This is a genomic window from Kribbella sp. NPDC004875, from assembly GCF_042873375.1.
Classification (GTDB): Bacteria; Actinomycetota; Actinomycetes; order Propionibacteriales; family Kribbellaceae; genus Kribbella.
This window is the reverse complement of sequence record NZ_JBIALI010000001.1, coordinates 1,653,985-1,667,853: the sequence shown is the minus strand read 5'-3', so window position 1 is coordinate 1,667,853 and position 13,869 is coordinate 1,653,985. Positions and strand designations below refer to the sequence as shown.

Genomic DNA, 13,869 nt, shown 5'->3' with positions numbered 1-13,869 from the left:
GGACTCGGGCTCGGCCGGCCCGGGCTCCTCGCCAGTTCGGACTACTGCCCGGCTCGGGCTCCCGGCCGGGCTCAGAGTTCGAGCCAGCCGAAGCCGATCTTCCAGTGGCGGCCGGCCCGCAGGTGGTCGATCACGGCCCGCTGGAGTGTCGTCCGGCGGGGAAGTGCCTCGAGGCCGGCATCGGCTGACGCCCCGAAGATCCGGGACAGGATGTCGGCGTCGCCGTCCCGCGTCTCTGGTGTCAGGTGGAAGCGGCGCTGGAAGCGCATGATGTTGGAGTCCCCCGGCAGGTACTCCGCGAGCTGCTCGTCGAGGATCCACGATCCACACCGCGCGAACCGGTACGTCTCCTCAGGAAAATGCCGGTCGAAGAACTCACGGGCCAGCGCGAAGGACGCGTCACAGGCATCCGGATCCAAGGGCCCGGTCGGCGCTGCGTGCACACCCAGCGCCGGTTCGGATTCCTGGCACGGAACCCCCGCGGCCTGCACCGCAGGAGCAAGAAACCCCAGCTCCCCCGGTTGAACCCCAACCGGCCGAGCAGGTAGATCCCTCCGCGAAAGTGCAGGTCGATCCAGAACGGCGCGTCCATCCCGCCAACACCGGCCCGCTCCCGATGGGATCGTACGGCGCTTCCGAGCGCCCCCAGCGTCGCCCAGGAGACGTCGTCCGAGATCCCGCGGTGCAGGTGGTACGCGCGAACAGAGGGAAGAACTGCCAGGAAGACGTACACGTAGAAGTACCGCCCGCACCTCCCGGGCAGCTCCGGCCACGACCCACCCGGCCGGAACCCGCCCATGTCCGCGACGGTCCGCTGAGCACAACGCCGTGCCAGCCAAGACAGCGCGGGACTGCGCTCCAGATCAGCAAGCCCACCAACGATCTCGGCCGCGTCCTCCCCCGGTACGCCGAGTTGCCGCAGTACCGTCAACGCCATCTCAGCCGTGGGCACGCAGAGATCGCCATCAGGCTCCCCAGCTCGCTCCAACTCCCCCAGCCAGGCGGCGAGCTCCGGAACATCCCCAAGAAACGCGGCCACTTCATCGATCCCCATGGCACCTGGACCCTAGTCCGCCCAGAGGTTCGCGCACGGCTCGAACAACCAAGGAGTCGGTTCAAGCAACAACTCCCAGGCACGCACGATGCCGCCGAGCACGGCATACCCCCCGATCTCACACCTGAGCTTTCAGTACGTCGACCGCGCCGCCCGGTGTGAACGGGTCGTACCCGTGTCCGATCAGCCAGCGAACCACCATTAGCGTCCGCAACGACCACCAGCCCCGAATCGCGTCAAGATCAGCGCCGGCGCCGTACCCAGCGAGCACCTCCTCAAGGCGCTCCTGGTGCACGACGGTCAGGCTCGCGAGGTCGTACATGGCATCGCCCTGTCCCGCCTCGGACCAGTCGAGGATGCCGGTGAGCTCGTCGCCGTCGACGAACACGTGCGCGATGTGCAGGTCGCCGTGGGTGAACACCGGAGTCCACGGTCGCAGCGCGGCCTCGGCGATCCCTCGATTGCGAGTGACCAGCTCGGCAGGCAGGACACCGTCCGCCACCAACCGCTCGCACTCGTCATCGAGATCACCCGCCAGCTCGTCGAGGTCGCGCCCAGCCCGGCCGGCCCAAACCGGCGCTGGTGCGTCATGGAGCTGACGGACGGCGGCGCCCGCCGCGGCCCACGCAGCCGAGGACGCGATCGACGGCTCACCGACCCGCCCGAGCGCAGTTCCAGGAGCCGCGGTGATCGCGAGTACGGGCGATCTGTGCCACAGGATCCTCGGAGTGGAAACTGGCGCCAGGTTCATGTTCTCGATCTCGCGCTCGAGGCGCGTCCGGTCGGCATCCACCTTCAGAAACACGTCGCCGACATGCAGAGTCGCGCGCTCGGAGTGAGCGACAACGACGCTGACCTCATCCACGAGCGACCAGTATGTCGGCCATGCTCACTGACGTCGCCAGCTTTATCTGGCGCTACCCGAGACCGCGGGTCAGTACGACGCTGAGGGTCTCGAAGCCGAGGTCGGCGTAGAACGCGCGGGCGTCCTGGTTGTCGGCGTACGCCGTGACCGAGACCGTGACTGCACCTTGCTCGCCCTCGGCCCATGCGACGAACCGCTCCACGAGCTCGCTGGCCACGCCGTTCCTGCGGGCGCGTTCCTCGACGAACAGGCTGCGCAGGTATCCCGTGACCACACCCCGCCGTACCTCACTCGCCTCGCTGACCCAGCCGACGAGATGCCCGCACGCACCAGACTCGTCCACGGCAACCAGCACCAGTGCCTTCTCGTTCCCCAGCAACGCCGTGAAGTCCGCAGCCCCACGCCGCCGCGGCCACGTCGTGTCGACAAGCGAGTCATGCTCGCCGGCGTCGGCCGCAAACAACGCAGCTTCGAGCCCCACAAGCTCCTCGACATCAGCTTCCGTCGCCAAGCGAATCCGGGTCGTCACGCCCCCAGCAAACCACGCCGGCGCTGACCGCCCGCGCAGCGCTTCATTAGAACCGCAGTCGGTAACGCTCGACGACCCGCGGTCGATGTTGCTTACATGGCGGGGATGAGCAAGCCGTGGCGCATCGGCGGAGCGATATACGTACTCGGGGTGCTGGCGTTCGCCACCTACGTCTACTTCGTCGACTTCGACCTCATCAGATTCCTGTGGCTCGCGTCAGCGCCCTGCGGTCTGGCCGTGCCCGCGATCAGCTACCTCGTATCGATACCACCGATCCTGCTAGGCCTCGCCGACCCGGTCGATGGCTGGTCGCTAGTGCCACTCGTCCTCGCCCTATGGACAGCCGCAGCACTCACCAACATCCTGATAGCCCACACCATCTGGACACACCTCCACACCCACTGCCCCCGCCGTACTCAGACCACGCCCGCCTCGGCCCGCTAACAGCCACCAACCAAAGCCGACGCGACGCGTACTGCGCTGTCTCCGCTGCCGACGTACTCTGTCCGCAACCGCAGGGCGGCGCGTCACCCAGGAAGTCACCGCCGGCCACCGCCTCTACAGCCTGGTGAACGGCGGGCTCCTCTGGGCGCTCGTCCGCTCCTGGGACATCGTCGACACCTGCCTGAACCCTGCAGCAGAGGCCCAGATCAGGTATCGGTCTGAGTTTCTGCTGTTGTCGTGTCTCAGACCTTGGGGTGGCTCGAGCTGATGCGCGTCGCGACCGAGGTCCAAACGTTCGCTCCTCGGCGGTCAGGCTGACTTGCACGGCATCGGGAATTGCGGCAGTCTCCCACCCTCGTGACCAGGCAGCCGAGTAGATCGCAGCCAACATCGCCGGAGAACCAACTCAATCACGCCGAGTGGCTGTTCAGCGCCCCACGCGGAGGACCACTGAGCGAGTTGAACTGGAAGCGCTCGGTCTGCTGCGGCTCGGGCGATCGGCGCTCCCGGCTTCAGAAGCCGTTGCGTAGGCTCACGGCGTCGCCCTGCGCTGTGGGAGCGCCCGCAATTGTCTCTTTCCGCCAGGGCGTCACGATCGGCCATGGCCATCCCTCTGACCACGCCGACAACTGGGCGATCGACGCCCGGACCACGACGTTCGCCGAGCGCTTCGGTCAACAAGGCGCCGCGTGCACCTCGCGTACTCGAGGTACGGCCAGGCCAGATCGACGCGGACGACGAACGCCGCGGCGCACGACTAGTTTCTGGTCAGGAGGATCGAGTTGATGGGTGTCAGGTCGTAGTCGACATAGGTGTACTGCTCGATCGGATAGCCGTTTGGAAAAGGCGTGCAGTTGACCCCGTTGTAGTTCTTGCAAAGCCAGGCGTGCGCACCTCCATATTGATTGTTGAAAACTCGGTGCATACCAATCTGATTGGAGAGGTTGTGCGCCCCGTAGGACCAAAAGACCAGCGAGGGATTGTGGTTGAACGAGGCATCAGGGTATACGCAGACAGCGCCGTAAGGACAGCCGGCGTACGTCCCGCCGGCTTGCGCGGACCCAAGTCCGGGACCCGCCAAGAGCCCTACTGCAACCATCAGTGACACAACAAAGCCAATGAACCATTTCCGCATTACTTGAATCTCCTCTGCAGCGACTGGATGACACTCACCGGGTCATCGTGACATCCGACGCTTTCAAAACGGTTTCACGCCCGATCAGAACCGTCGCGCTCGGAGGCCTCGTCCACTTGATTGATCAGGTCAGGAGGCGATCACACCGCAAAGTGTCTTCGGTGGCGCTGACGGGTCTGCGATTGCCGCCGCCGTTGCTCATCGCCAAACCCGGGGCGCCGTTCTGCATCGGCGCCGGCACCGACGTCGCTCCCAACTCAACGAGATCGCACGAACGCGTACGCGACGGCCGAGCGCCCCAACATCAGCACCGTCGCCCCTCACCGACGCCGTCACCCCCTTCAACCCAACCAAGGGAATCAAGGACAAAGCAATCATCTGCACCACCCCCTGAGGATCGCCTCGGCGCAGACCGGTCACAACTCAGGTCCTTCCGGAATTGCCGGGTTCGTTGGAAGAAGTTAGGCATCCTTGCGGGCAAGTTCGACCTTCTCATTACGAGTCCGTTGCCCTAATCCCCAACGCCGCGATGATCCCCGTCCTTGAGCAGTGTTCGTGCTCAGTCGCCAGGGGTCGTCGAGGCTGTTCAGGGGCCTTCATCACATCCGCAATACAAAGTGCTGGCCAACATCCCCATGCTCCGATTAGCTGGCTTCATGAGTCGACTATTCGTGTTGTTCGGGACGGGCGACTGGGCACCCTGGTGTGATCCGCTCTTCGAGGAGCTGACCGTTCCCGGGCGGCACGCAGCCGTCGTCGCGGCAGGACAGGCAGAGAACGGGCCGACGGTCGTTGATGAGTACCGTCGGGGAGCCGCCGAGCGACTGGCGCGTGTGGGTGTGCCCAACGTGGACGTCCCGCTGTTGAGCAGATCCGAGGCCGATGACCCGGCCGCGACTGCATGCCTGGACAACGCTGCATTCCTATACGTGCTCGGCGGCGGGCCGAGGGGACAGGTCGCCGCGCTTCGTGGATCTGGGTTCTGGCGAAACTTCCTCGACGGCACACTGCCTTACGTTGGTAGTAGCGGTGGCGCGATGCTCCTTGGTGCCCGCTATCCGGCATCTCCCACGGGTCAGGTTGACTCGGGTTTGGCTGTGTTTCCCAACGCTGTTATCGCTGCCCACTGGAACGAACTGAACGAGACCTGGCGAACGATCTTCCTCGACCTGGCCGGTAGCGATCTGCTCATCGCGCTCGACGTCGACGCCGCACTCGTCGGCGATGGATCGAACTGGGTGGTGCATGGCCCGGGAGACGTCCATATTCGTGGACTCGACGGATGGCGGCGCTACTCGGCCGGTACGCGCTTGGACCTGCAACTGACTCCTCCTGCCGGGCAGGCCGCCCGAAATCCCCGCACCTAGCGTCTTCGCGTCTGCCGTTCAGCCCACGCGTAGCGCGATCAGGAGTCGCCGGAGGGGCCAAGGTGGAGCGCCCTACCGGACGAACGATCTTGGCCCCTCCGGTGGCTCCTGATCGGTCCTGACTGGGCTGAGCGGCAGGCGGGAAGACGCACCCCGGCCCCACTCCGAACAGCCGGCCAAAATCGGCCCCGTCATCCCGGAGTCGTGAGGCCCCGCCGGAGGCGATGTCTTGGCTCTCCAGAAAGACACCGAGAGCGGGCGCGGCGGTGAACGGCCGGAGGCCGCACGCGCACGCCGAAGGCGCGCGTTGATTCATAAGAGGTCAATCCGGCAAGGGCGTCACGAGACACGCATGGTTGGACTGGCATCGGTCGGTCCCTCGGAGGCTCGGCTCAGCTGCCGGATGTGCTCGCGCCACTGGCTCGGCGTCATGTCATGGAGCGGGCCACGCGGTCCGCACCACGGCTGATCCCACGGAACCATGCCCGGTCGGGACCGCATCCAGTACGAGACCTGGACACGTGTGCGCCGCTCGTAGCCCTCGGTGCCGGCGTACTTGTTGCGGACCCAGCCGGGGCCGTCCGGGGGTAGATCTCGCTCGGCCCATTCCTCATCGGCGGCTCGATGCGTGTGGGCGTACTGCCAGCCCTTGGCCCACTCGATGGCATGCAGGCTGCCGAGACCAAGCTGTCCGGCGTGGAGCGGTGCCACCGCCGAGTCGTGCTCGGTCACGACCGCGTCTCCGGCACGTACTTCGATGGTCGAAGCAGGGGCCAACCCCGGTCGATGGTCGGTACCGGCTGCCGCTCGACACGGGGATACAGCACCGCGCGGATCTCCCGTAGCCGCTGCTCCGGGGACATGTGCCAGTTGTCCACGATCCGCTTCACCGCGGCGACCTTGTCGCCAACGTCGTTCGGCTCGCTGGCCTGTGCAGACTCGATCAACACCGTGCCAATCGTCCGAGGTCACCTGGACGCGTTCGCCAGGGACCGCCGCTTGGATCGGCCAGGGCGACAGGGAAGGGGAACTGCGTACCGTCCTTACGCCGAGCTCGGGCTCACCCACCGCCCTGACCGTGGTGTGACCGTATGGCGGCGGCGAGTACCCAAACTAGGTTGTTGCTGCTAGTTGCTTCGAGCAAGCTGACGTTGCACGCGGACGACCAGGGCGCGTGCCTCGGGGCCGTAGAGGGCTGAGCGTCGGAGCATATTGAACATGTTCTCGTAGAGCGCGATCTCCTGCGGCTGAGTTACCTCGATGCTTGCCGAGGGTGTCTCCAAGGCGACGAGCTTGTCATCGAAGATCCAAAAGCCCGTGGTACTGACGGCCTCACGTTCGATCATCGCCGGCACGATGCCGAGGGCAACGTTAGGTAGCGTCATGACCGTGAGCAGGCGGTCGAGTTGGCCGGCCATGGTGTCGGCGTTTCCGAACCACGTGCGGAGGGCGTTCTCCTCCAGAATGACGGCGAATCTCCGCTTGCTCTCGTAGATGATGGATTGGCGTTGTAGCCGTGCGGCGACAGCCTCGTCAATGTCGCTGTCGGTGTTGAGGAAGCGCGCCCAGAACGACAGCATGGCCCGTACGTAGTCGGCGGTTTGGAACAGACCGGGAATCACGCTGTGCTCGTAAATCCTGAATTGCTCGGCACGCTCGTACGTCTGCTGGAAGGCGAGCATGAGCTGCTTCACGCCGGACCGCGCACGTCGACGGAACTCGACGTACATGGACTCGATCGCCCGAGCCTGCGCGATCAGGTCCGCCGCCTGGTCCTCGGCGCCGCACATCTGGCACCAGATCCGGATGTCCTGATCCGTGGGTGCCTGGGTGCCGTGTTCCAGCTTGCTGATGCGCGTGAAATGCCAACCGGTCGCGGCTGCTAGCTCGCGACCAGTCAGTCCGGCATCTTTGCGCAGGTTCCGAAGGCGTAGCCCGAGAGCTTCTTGTACCTTCCGAGCTGCGCTATTCGGGTTTGTACTCACTGAACGGGATCGCCAACGGCCACACCTGGTCGAAGGCCTTGCGGCACATCTCGACCGTGGCCGGGTTGGTGGTGGTCGTCAGTGCGTTGTTCAGTCCGGCACCCGAGTAGTGCAGGAAGACCACCCGTTCGTCATCGAGCACGTAGTAGTCATTACCGGGGAAGCAGAGTTCGGAAACGAGCCTCCGCGGGATGAACCGCTCGTCCTCGCCGGCCTCTACGATCGGCTTCGCGATCGACAGCGTCCAACGCTGGTAGTCACTGATCGGTTCGGACACGATGCGGGCGCGCTTGATCGTCCGCCCGGCTGAGACGTGTCTCCGCACCGTGGCACACCAGTCCTGGAGCCATTCGAGGTCGTCCGGTTCGCCTGCGGCCCACTTCGCCATGTACGGCAACTCAACCTCGGTGCCGTAGGCGTCGCGAGTCTCCAGGTGAATCGAGCTGCGTTTGAACGTCTTCAGCAGCTCTTGGAAATCGTCGTTGGTGATCTCTTCCACGGGTCCTACTTGAAGAACTGGATCATGCGGTCCGGGATCTCGACGGCGGTCTCACCCTCCGGGAGGTTCAGCGTCGCGAGTGCATCCGGGTCGTCAACGACCCAACCCTGCACGACCCAGCTCCCCCGGTCGGTCTTGTAGAGCGTCGGCGAGTTGGTCGGGTGTGACTCTGGGTCGCCTGCTACCAAGGTGAGCTTCATGGTGTGTCCCCTGCTTCCGTCGTTGCGTTAGCTTGCTCTGTCGAGTCTGGGGTTACCCATTGTTGCCTGTCAGCGATGTTGCGTGAAGTTGCTTGGATTGCCAGGCTCAGATGATTGCTCGCTGAGGACCGAGCCATACGAGGCCGAAGGGCCCCAGGCCTCCGCGCTAGTGCCCAGTTGGCAAGGGCGTTAGCAAACTCGCACCACGATGCGGTCAGGACATGCAGAACCCCAGGTCATGTAGGCCCTGACCTGGGGTTTTCTCCGTCTACCGGAGTGGAGCCGCCTGTCGGAATCGAACCGACGACCTTCTCATTACGAGTGCTGCTGACCATCGTTCGCGTCTGTTCGCTATGGTTCGCATTGCCTTATTTACAAGGCGATTGGCCTTGGATGAACGCTCCCGAACGGCGGCGTACTGCAACCCAGACTGCAACTGAGTCTTGGGCGGTCCGGTGGCCTGCCGACTCCTTGCCTCCCGCTGCTTTCTGTGGCTCGGGCCAGGGTCTGGAGCGTTGGCCTCGCCGGACCTGTCCCCCACTCTGGCCCTCATCGCAAACGGCTGGCGCCGGTTATCCACAAGCACGATTGACACGTACGAGTCAATGTCGTCGACGCGAACCCGAGATTGGCGGCGATGAGCCCCACAGAAGGCTCGGGGTAATGTCCGGGTTCGACATGTGCAGGGTCAAACCGGAACGAAAGGAGCCGAAAGACGTGCGCAGAGCGGATGCCGACATTCCGGTGGTGTCGCTCTCGGATGGTGTGGTCACTCTCCGGCCGTGGTCGAGAGATGACGCCGGGTTCATAGCCCAAGCATTCGCCGATCCAGCGATCCGACGCTACAACGGGGCCCACGATCGACTCGGACGGCCGGCTCCGCCGCTCTCGAGCGTGGACGCTGAAGCGATCATCGACGAGTTCGCGTCGAGGTGGCAGGCGTTCGGCGCGGGGGAGCCGCCATCTGGTGTTGCATTCGCGATCACCGACGCAGCCTCTGGTGGCCTGGTCGGCTGCTGCGGCGTCGATGACTGGTCGAAGGAAGATGTAGCGCAGTTCGGCTACTGGATCGGGCCGAGCGCGCGAGGGCGCGGGTACGCGACTCGGGCGGTAGTTCTGCTCACACGGTGGTTGTTCGAGCTCGGCGCAGCTCGCGCCTTCTTGACGGTCGAGGCGGACAATGAAGCGTCAGCTGCTGTGGCCCGCCGAGCGGGCTTCGTGCACGAGGGAACGATGCGCGCACACGGCGTGTGGCAGGGCGAGCGCATCGACGTGATGTGGTTCGCGGCGCTGCCGCTCGAATGGACGATGCGCGAGCCAGACGAACGAGCGTGATGGGGACGCGATCGGAGCAGGACCCGGAGCGTCGGTCCGGCGACGAAACGGACTGACGCTTACGTGTCAACCGGAACGAACGGACAGACCTCCCGCATCGCCCCGATAGCTGCCGCCCTTAGGTGCGGTGCGGAACGGGTCGAGGTCGAGCTTGCGAGTGGAGCGAAGCGACTTGCCTTGACGCGTGCCGTGCCGTGCCGATCCCTTTCCATGATTGCTGTCGGGGCGATGCGGGAGCCCACCCAGCAGACGGGAGCAACCGGCGACGACGGGTAGCCGGCCGTTTCGGAGGCCAGCCACAGACAGGGTGTCGGATCGTTGGTGGCGAGTTCTGCTGTCTTCGACCCGGCACTCTGTTGGCACGTGCGCGCCAAGCCAAGGGACGCGCCGGGAGCGCAGCGAAGCGGAGCGGGAGGCAGGCGTCCCGCCCTGTGGTGGCGGCGCGCTTTCGGGCCCTGGAGGGGCCCGTCTTGAAGACGTAGAGAAACTTGTCAGGAATCGTCTGGTTGGCCCGCGTCGCCCTTTGGTGGTGAGGCGGGCGGCGTACTGCGCTCAGGCAGGTCACCCGCGCTCGAAAGGGTGGTTCTCATAATCGAGAAGCCTTTGCGACCCTCCGAGGGCTTACGCGGTCGGGTCACATTGAGGCACCGGAGCATGGCTCGCGTGACGCGCCAATCGATGTCTTCCTGAAACTTTTCAAAGTCGAGTCTATTACTTGCATGTTCAAGAAATGAATCCAGCCACTCGTGATAGGCAAGATTGCGCCCATAGGCCACGAATCCTCGCCGGACTGAGGCCTCAAACTGGATCTCAACTCTCCATCCACTATCGCGGATACCGCGAGGGATGCCGATGTATAGATGGGAGAATTCGCGGTCGATGAATGTCGCGAATCCGCGAAATCCCACCCGGATAGCGAGGGTAACGCTCTGATTCCGTATGACCAAGGCTCCATCAGGGGATCGCTCGATCGAACTTCCCTTCGGCAATGTTAGCTCGAACATATTAAAGTACTGTCCGCCATCGCCATACATGGAAACTATTTGACCCCCGCCAGATGACTTCTCCTCTTCCTGCGCCTGGAATCCCGGGCGATCTTTAAAATCCCGAGAAAACAACTCGAGAACTCGGTTTCGCAAGACAACTTGTGGAACATCATCACGAGAGAACTCCTCCAATAGATCGGGATCGAAGGACTCATGATTAAAGTAGTCGGTCAGATGCGTGCTGAGCGTGTCCAGAACAACGTATTCTGCCATCTCGCGGACCAACTGAGGTCCGCCAGTTCTGTTCCGATTTGAATGGTCGTGGGGTGGCTTATCGACAGGCTCGCTGTTCCATTGACGCTCAAACGCTGGATTCTCCGCGAAGAGGGCTAGCATTCCGTCTGCGAACTCTCGACCGAACCGATAGTCAGGTATGGGGATTGGAGTAAGTTTTGTCTCCATCCCCTCGGATGATTCGCCATACTTGAGTCCACGCGTTGTGGCGAAGACTGCAATTACTTCATGGCAGACGGTTCTGGATTTGAGCCTCCGGTATGCAGCGAATGCTGCCGCCCCGAGAGCGAGCGCCCCACCAAGGATTGCGCCTAAAGTAGCGCCCGCGGCCTCGAAGATTGTCGATGAGATCAGATTGATCCCGAGTGCAAGAAGGATAGCCAGGACGACGAGTTCTATTGCTGACGATCTGATCTCCCGGACATTCCCCAGGATCGATCTAGGTTTCGACACTTGATGCCTCATCAGCTCTCCCTGACGTGTACCTTCGCCAGCCCCACAGCCATCACGAGATGAGGCCAGCGACTGTCCAGACTGACCATGCATGACGTCTGGCCTCAGACGTGCGTGGCAGTACATCGCCTGCATGTGCGATCGGTTGACTATGCCAGAAGCTGTTCACGATGTGTACTCTTCCGACCACACAGGCGGTAGCGGATTGAGGCCGGACGGACGACCGATTGACCCGCGCAAGGACTGGGACGACTGGAAAGACCTTCTCGCAGTGGCCGACGTCCGAGACGCCCGCGTGCATGATGGACGACACACAGCGGCAACGGTGCTGATTGAGCTCGGCGTACACGTTCGGATCGTGCAGGAGATCCTCGATCACTCGGACATCCGACTGACGCAGCGATACACACACGTTGCGTCACCGATGGCGGCCGACGCCGCCCAGCAGATGGGCCGCGCTCTCTGGGGCGGTACGCCGTGAGGATGACCGAACTGCAACTGGAACTGCAACCGGGCTGGCTGCCCGGTCCCGTGTCGAACCGGGTTTGCGCAGGTCAGCGCGTACTTCTGGTGGAGCCGCCTGTCGGAATCGAACCGACGACCTTCTCATTACGAGTCCGTTGCTGTGAGCCCCAACCGCCCAACATGGCTCTACTCCGAGTAGGGAGCGCACCAAGCTGGTGAGGGCAGTTGACGGCTACCCTCGGTAGGTCGGGGGCACCATGGGGGCACCGCTCGCCCGCACTACAGCCGTACCAACCTGCCGCTATCTCGGTCCGGATCTAGGGCTTTGTGCTCTCTCTCCCCGCGGGCTGTACTGGCTATAGTTCGTGCATGTCGTCAAATGAAGCCCGCTTCGGGGTCATCCACATGAGTGGTGGCCGATACGAGCGACCTGGCTTACCCCTCGCTAGTGCCGAGGAGTTGCGACGGTACGAACGACTGGTTGGCCGTTTGGCACGGTCGCTGTTCATGCGCGACCACCGTCACCGCAAGCGCGCACCCAGAGGTTTCACAACCTCTGTTGTACTGCGGCTGACGGCGATCGAATCAGGCAGCGTTATTCCGGTTTTGGAACGGGACAATACCTCGACTGACGACTTCGCTGAAATTCCAGATTACTACGAATCCGCACGCCAGTTGATAAACAGCGCGCTTCGTACACTGGACTCACCGATCGGTCGATTGGATCCTGATTTCCCTGTCGACTGCCTGAAAGACTTCGCAGCATTTGGCAGGGGCCTCCGCGATGACGAAGTCATCGAATTTTGGGATGAGCAGAACAAGCAGCCAGCACGGTTCAACGTTGCCGCTCGAAGGAAAATTCAAACACTCGCGAGCCTTGATCACCTCGAAGTCGAGCTGGTATTGCAGGGACAGATAACCGGCTTGCGGTCGTCCCCGCAGCAATTCGACTTCGTACAGGCTGGCACGGGTCGGAGGATTATCGGGACCTTCTCCGACCCTGCAACATGGGATGACCTCAGAGATTTCCAAGGCTACGCCGAACGGGCCCCAATGGCGTCGCTTGCGGTAGTCGCCGATCAGTCCCAGAACGGCGAGATCCTCGCAATCTCCGAAGTGTTGAACGTCGAGGCAGCGTTACCGATTGAGTGGGCAAAGCGGATCGAGGAGCTCTCTCAGCTCCGATCGAGCTGGCTGCATGACGGTACGCCGCCTCCCAGCCCAGACGCTCTAGACGCGGCCGAGCAGCTCCTCCTAGCCTGTGTTGATGACAACATAAAGCGTCCTGGAATCTTCCCGACTCCAGATGGCGGCATTCAGCTTGAATGGGCTCTGGACAACGTCGAAATCGAAATCGAATTTCCGGAAACGCCACGATCGAATGCCCGTGGCTTTTGGTTCGCTCGCGGAAGCGATGCGGAAGAAGAAATTGAATGCGCACCAGACGATGTCGACACACTGCTCGATTTCATTCGTGGGGGAATGAATGCCTGAGGTAGATCAACCTGAATTGCTCGAAGGTGAGCTTCTGTTAGACGTTGGAGACGAAAAGCTCTGGCGCAACGTGAACCCTGCCTTCTTCGACGGCGACCAGATGACGACACAGGCATTCACCCCGACAAAGAAAGATGAGGGCAAGCTCTCAAGCGCGATGGCTGCCCTGGTCACGGCCGAGGAGCACTTTCGCGAGTTTACTGAGGACCTTGGCCTGCAATCATCCGGCGTGTGGTGCGTGACGGTCGACGAGGTCGCGGGGACTGGGCTCCGAGCGGTCTACGACTGTGAGTCCCCCGAACGCCCTGATCCCTGTCCGAAAGGGCATGCCTACGTCGATTTTCGGGGGGCAGGCTCAGGTCTGAAGAAGCGCGCTGCGACTAAGCTGCGTGACGCCGCAACGAACACAGGTCGCGTGCATCCTTAAGCGTCTGCTAGCACTGCCGCCACACCTGCCCCGTCCCCCTGATAGCTGCCAACCAAGGTCAGCGCGGCGCGGGTCAAGAGTCGGCTTGCCGATCCCGTAGGGACGCCGTAGGCGCTCTTGATGCGTGCCGTGGTGGCCGTACGATCGAGCGGCCAGGGGGACGGGGCAACCCACGATCAGACACCCGTGACGGCAGCTCGTGGCGGTTGGGATCGCATGGGCCAGAAGCGTCCTGCTGCTGGGCTCCGGCGAGGACGGCGCCCCAGCGCCGCCCGCAGCCGGGGCCGCGCGCCGAAGGCGCGCCCTTGATCCATAAGAGCCCAAATCGGCAGAGCGC

At 63.3% G+C, this 13,869-nt stretch carries 16 protein-coding genes and 1 pseudogene; 6 read left to right on the top strand and 11 right to left on the bottom strand.

The window, feature by feature from the left end; all coding sequences use genetic code 11:
• Positions 1–71 precede the first annotated feature (71 nt).
• From ACFYRH_RS08080 to ACFYRH_RS08065, 4 genes and pseudogenes are all read right to left on the bottom strand, one after another.
• The gene (locus tag ACFYRH_RS08080) at positions 72–491 is read right to left on the bottom strand and encodes a hypothetical protein (protein WP_387769945.1); all 420 of its coding nucleotides are present in this window, start codon (positions 489–491) and stop codon (positions 72–74) included.
• 74 nt (positions 492–565) lie between these two features.
• Positions 566–937 (bottom strand): annotated as a pseudogene (locus tag ACFYRH_RS08075) (acyltransferase domain-containing protein); the annotation flags it as partial.
• 235 nt (positions 938–1,172) lie between these two features.
• Positions 1,173–1,919, bottom strand: a complete 747-nt coding sequence (locus tag ACFYRH_RS08070) for a phosphotransferase family protein (RefSeq protein ID WP_387769942.1) — start codon at positions 1,917–1,919, stop codon at positions 1,173–1,175.
• A 52-nt stretch (positions 1,920–1,971) separates the two neighbouring features.
• Positions 1,972–2,448 carry a GNAT family N-acetyltransferase gene (locus ACFYRH_RS08065; RefSeq protein WP_387769939.1) on the bottom strand — a complete coding sequence of 159 codons (477 nt, stop codon included), beginning with the start codon at positions 2,446–2,448 and terminating at the stop codon, positions 1,972–1,974.
• A 105-nt stretch (positions 2,449–2,553) separates the two neighbouring features.
• Here ACFYRH_RS08065 and ACFYRH_RS08060 point away from each other — a divergent pair, with 105 nt between their 5' ends.
• Complete coding sequence (locus tag ACFYRH_RS08060; RefSeq protein ID WP_387769937.1) at positions 2,554–2,892, top strand: hypothetical protein; 339 nt, start codon at positions 2,554–2,556, stop codon at positions 2,890–2,892.
• A gap of 757 nt (positions 2,893–3,649) precedes the next feature.
• Here the strand turns inward: ACFYRH_RS08060 and ACFYRH_RS08055 are convergent.
• On the bottom strand, positions 3,650–4,027 hold the full coding sequence (locus ACFYRH_RS08055; protein WP_387769934.1) for a hypothetical protein: 378 nt from the start codon (positions 4,025–4,027) through the stop codon (positions 3,650–3,652).
• Between the two features lie 656 nt (positions 4,028–4,683).
• On the opposite strand from ACFYRH_RS08055, the gene ACFYRH_RS08050 reads away from it, so the two are divergent.
• Entirely contained in the window at positions 4,684–5,394 is a 711-nt protein-coding gene (locus ACFYRH_RS08050; protein WP_387769931.1) for a hypothetical protein, read from the top strand.
• 339 nt (positions 5,395–5,733) lie between these two features.
• Here ACFYRH_RS08050 and ACFYRH_RS08045 read toward each other — a convergent pair whose 3' ends face one another.
• The 5 genes from ACFYRH_RS08045 to ACFYRH_RS08025 all read right to left on the bottom strand — a co-directional run bounded on the left by ACFYRH_RS08045 (position 5,734) and on the right by ACFYRH_RS08025 (position 8,078).
• A complete protein-coding gene (locus ACFYRH_RS08045) occupies positions 5,734–6,126 on the bottom strand; it encodes a hypothetical protein (RefSeq protein ID WP_387769928.1) in 393 nt (130 codons plus the stop codon).
• On the bottom strand, positions 6,123–6,344 hold the full coding sequence (locus ACFYRH_RS08040; protein ID WP_387769925.1) for a hypothetical protein: 222 nt from the start codon (positions 6,342–6,344) through the stop codon (positions 6,123–6,125). Before ACFYRH_RS08040 ends, ACFYRH_RS08045 begins: the two co-directional genes overlap by 4 nt.
• A 177-nt stretch (positions 6,345–6,521) precedes the next feature.
• Positions 6,522–7,379: a helix-turn-helix domain-containing protein gene (locus tag ACFYRH_RS08035; protein ID WP_387769922.1), complete on the bottom strand. Its 858-nt coding sequence runs from the start codon at positions 7,377–7,379 to the stop codon at positions 6,522–6,524.
• Positions 7,360–7,878: a DUF6879 family protein gene (locus ACFYRH_RS08030; RefSeq protein WP_387769919.1), complete on the bottom strand. Its 519-nt coding sequence runs from the start codon at positions 7,876–7,878 to the stop codon at positions 7,360–7,362. Before ACFYRH_RS08030 ends, ACFYRH_RS08035 begins: the two co-directional genes overlap by 20 nt.
• A gap of 5 nt (positions 7,879–7,883) precedes the next feature.
• Positions 7,884–8,078: a hypothetical protein gene (locus tag ACFYRH_RS08025; protein ID WP_387769916.1), complete on the bottom strand. Its 195-nt coding sequence runs from the start codon at positions 8,076–8,078 to the stop codon at positions 7,884–7,886.
• A gap of 663 nt (positions 8,079–8,741) precedes the next feature.
• On the opposite strand from ACFYRH_RS08025, the gene ACFYRH_RS08020 reads away from it, so the two are divergent.
• Complete coding sequence (locus ACFYRH_RS08020; RefSeq protein WP_387769913.1) at positions 8,742–9,413, top strand: GNAT family N-acetyltransferase; 672 nt, start codon at positions 8,742–8,744, stop codon at positions 9,411–9,413.
• 491 nt (positions 9,414–9,904) lie between these two features.
• On the opposite strand, the gene ACFYRH_RS08015 is transcribed toward ACFYRH_RS08020, so the two are convergent.
• Positions 9,905–11,158 carry a hypothetical protein gene (locus ACFYRH_RS08015; protein ID WP_387769910.1) on the bottom strand — a complete coding sequence of 418 codons (1,254 nt, stop codon included), beginning with the start codon at positions 11,156–11,158 and terminating at the stop codon, positions 9,905–9,907.
• 79 nt (positions 11,159–11,237) lie between these two features.
• Between ACFYRH_RS08015 and ACFYRH_RS08010 the strand changes: the two genes are divergently transcribed.
• The 3 genes from ACFYRH_RS08010 to ACFYRH_RS08000 all read left to right on the top strand — a co-directional run bounded on the left by ACFYRH_RS08010 (position 11,238) and on the right by ACFYRH_RS08000 (position 13,532).
• Positions 11,238–11,627: a tyrosine-type recombinase/integrase gene (locus ACFYRH_RS08010; RefSeq protein WP_387769907.1), complete on the top strand. Its 390-nt coding sequence runs from the start codon at positions 11,238–11,240 to the stop codon at positions 11,625–11,627.
• A 353-nt stretch (positions 11,628–11,980) separates the two neighbouring features.
• Entirely contained in the window at positions 11,981–13,105 is a 1,125-nt protein-coding gene (locus ACFYRH_RS08005) for a hypothetical protein (RefSeq protein ID WP_387769904.1), read from the top strand.
• The gene (locus ACFYRH_RS08000) at positions 13,098–13,532 is read left to right on the top strand and encodes a hypothetical protein (RefSeq protein ID WP_387769901.1); all 435 of its coding nucleotides are present in this window, start codon (positions 13,098–13,100) and stop codon (positions 13,530–13,532) included. Before ACFYRH_RS08005 ends, ACFYRH_RS08000 begins: the two co-directional genes overlap by 8 nt.
• The last annotated feature ends 337 nt before the right edge of the window (positions 13,533–13,869 follow it).

Excerpts from the sequence above, each read along its gene's own strand:
- ACFYRH_RS08015 (WP_387769910.1), bottom strand. The coding sequence starts at position 11,158 with ATGAGGCATCAAGTGTCGAAACCTAGATCGATCCTGGGGAATGTCCGG.
- ACFYRH_RS08020 (WP_387769913.1), top strand. The coding sequence starts at position 8,742 with ATGTCCGGGTTCGACATGTGCAGGGTCAAACCGGAACGAAAGGAGCCG.
- ACFYRH_RS08025 (WP_387769916.1), bottom strand. The coding sequence starts at position 8,078 with ATGAAGCTCACCTTGGTAGCAGGCGACCCAGAGTCACACCCGACCAAC.
- ACFYRH_RS08055 (WP_387769934.1), bottom strand. The coding sequence starts at position 4,027 with ATGCGGAAATGGTTCATTGGCTTTGTTGTGTCACTGATGGTTGCAGTA.
- ACFYRH_RS08060 (WP_387769937.1), top strand. The coding sequence starts at position 2,554 with ATGAGCAAGCCGTGGCGCATCGGCGGAGCGATATACGTACTCGGGGTG.
- ACFYRH_RS08000 (WP_387769901.1), top strand. The coding sequence starts at position 13,098 with ATGCCTGAGGTAGATCAACCTGAATTGCTCGAAGGTGAGCTTCTGTTA.
- ACFYRH_RS08050 (WP_387769931.1), top strand. The coding sequence starts at position 4,684 with ATGAGTCGACTATTCGTGTTGTTCGGGACGGGCGACTGGGCACCCTGG.
- ACFYRH_RS08005 (WP_387769904.1), top strand. The coding sequence starts at position 11,981 with ATGTCGTCAAATGAAGCCCGCTTCGGGGTCATCCACATGAGTGGTGGC.
- ACFYRH_RS08010 (WP_387769907.1), top strand. The coding sequence starts at position 11,238 with ATGACGTCTGGCCTCAGACGTGCGTGGCAGTACATCGCCTGCATGTGC.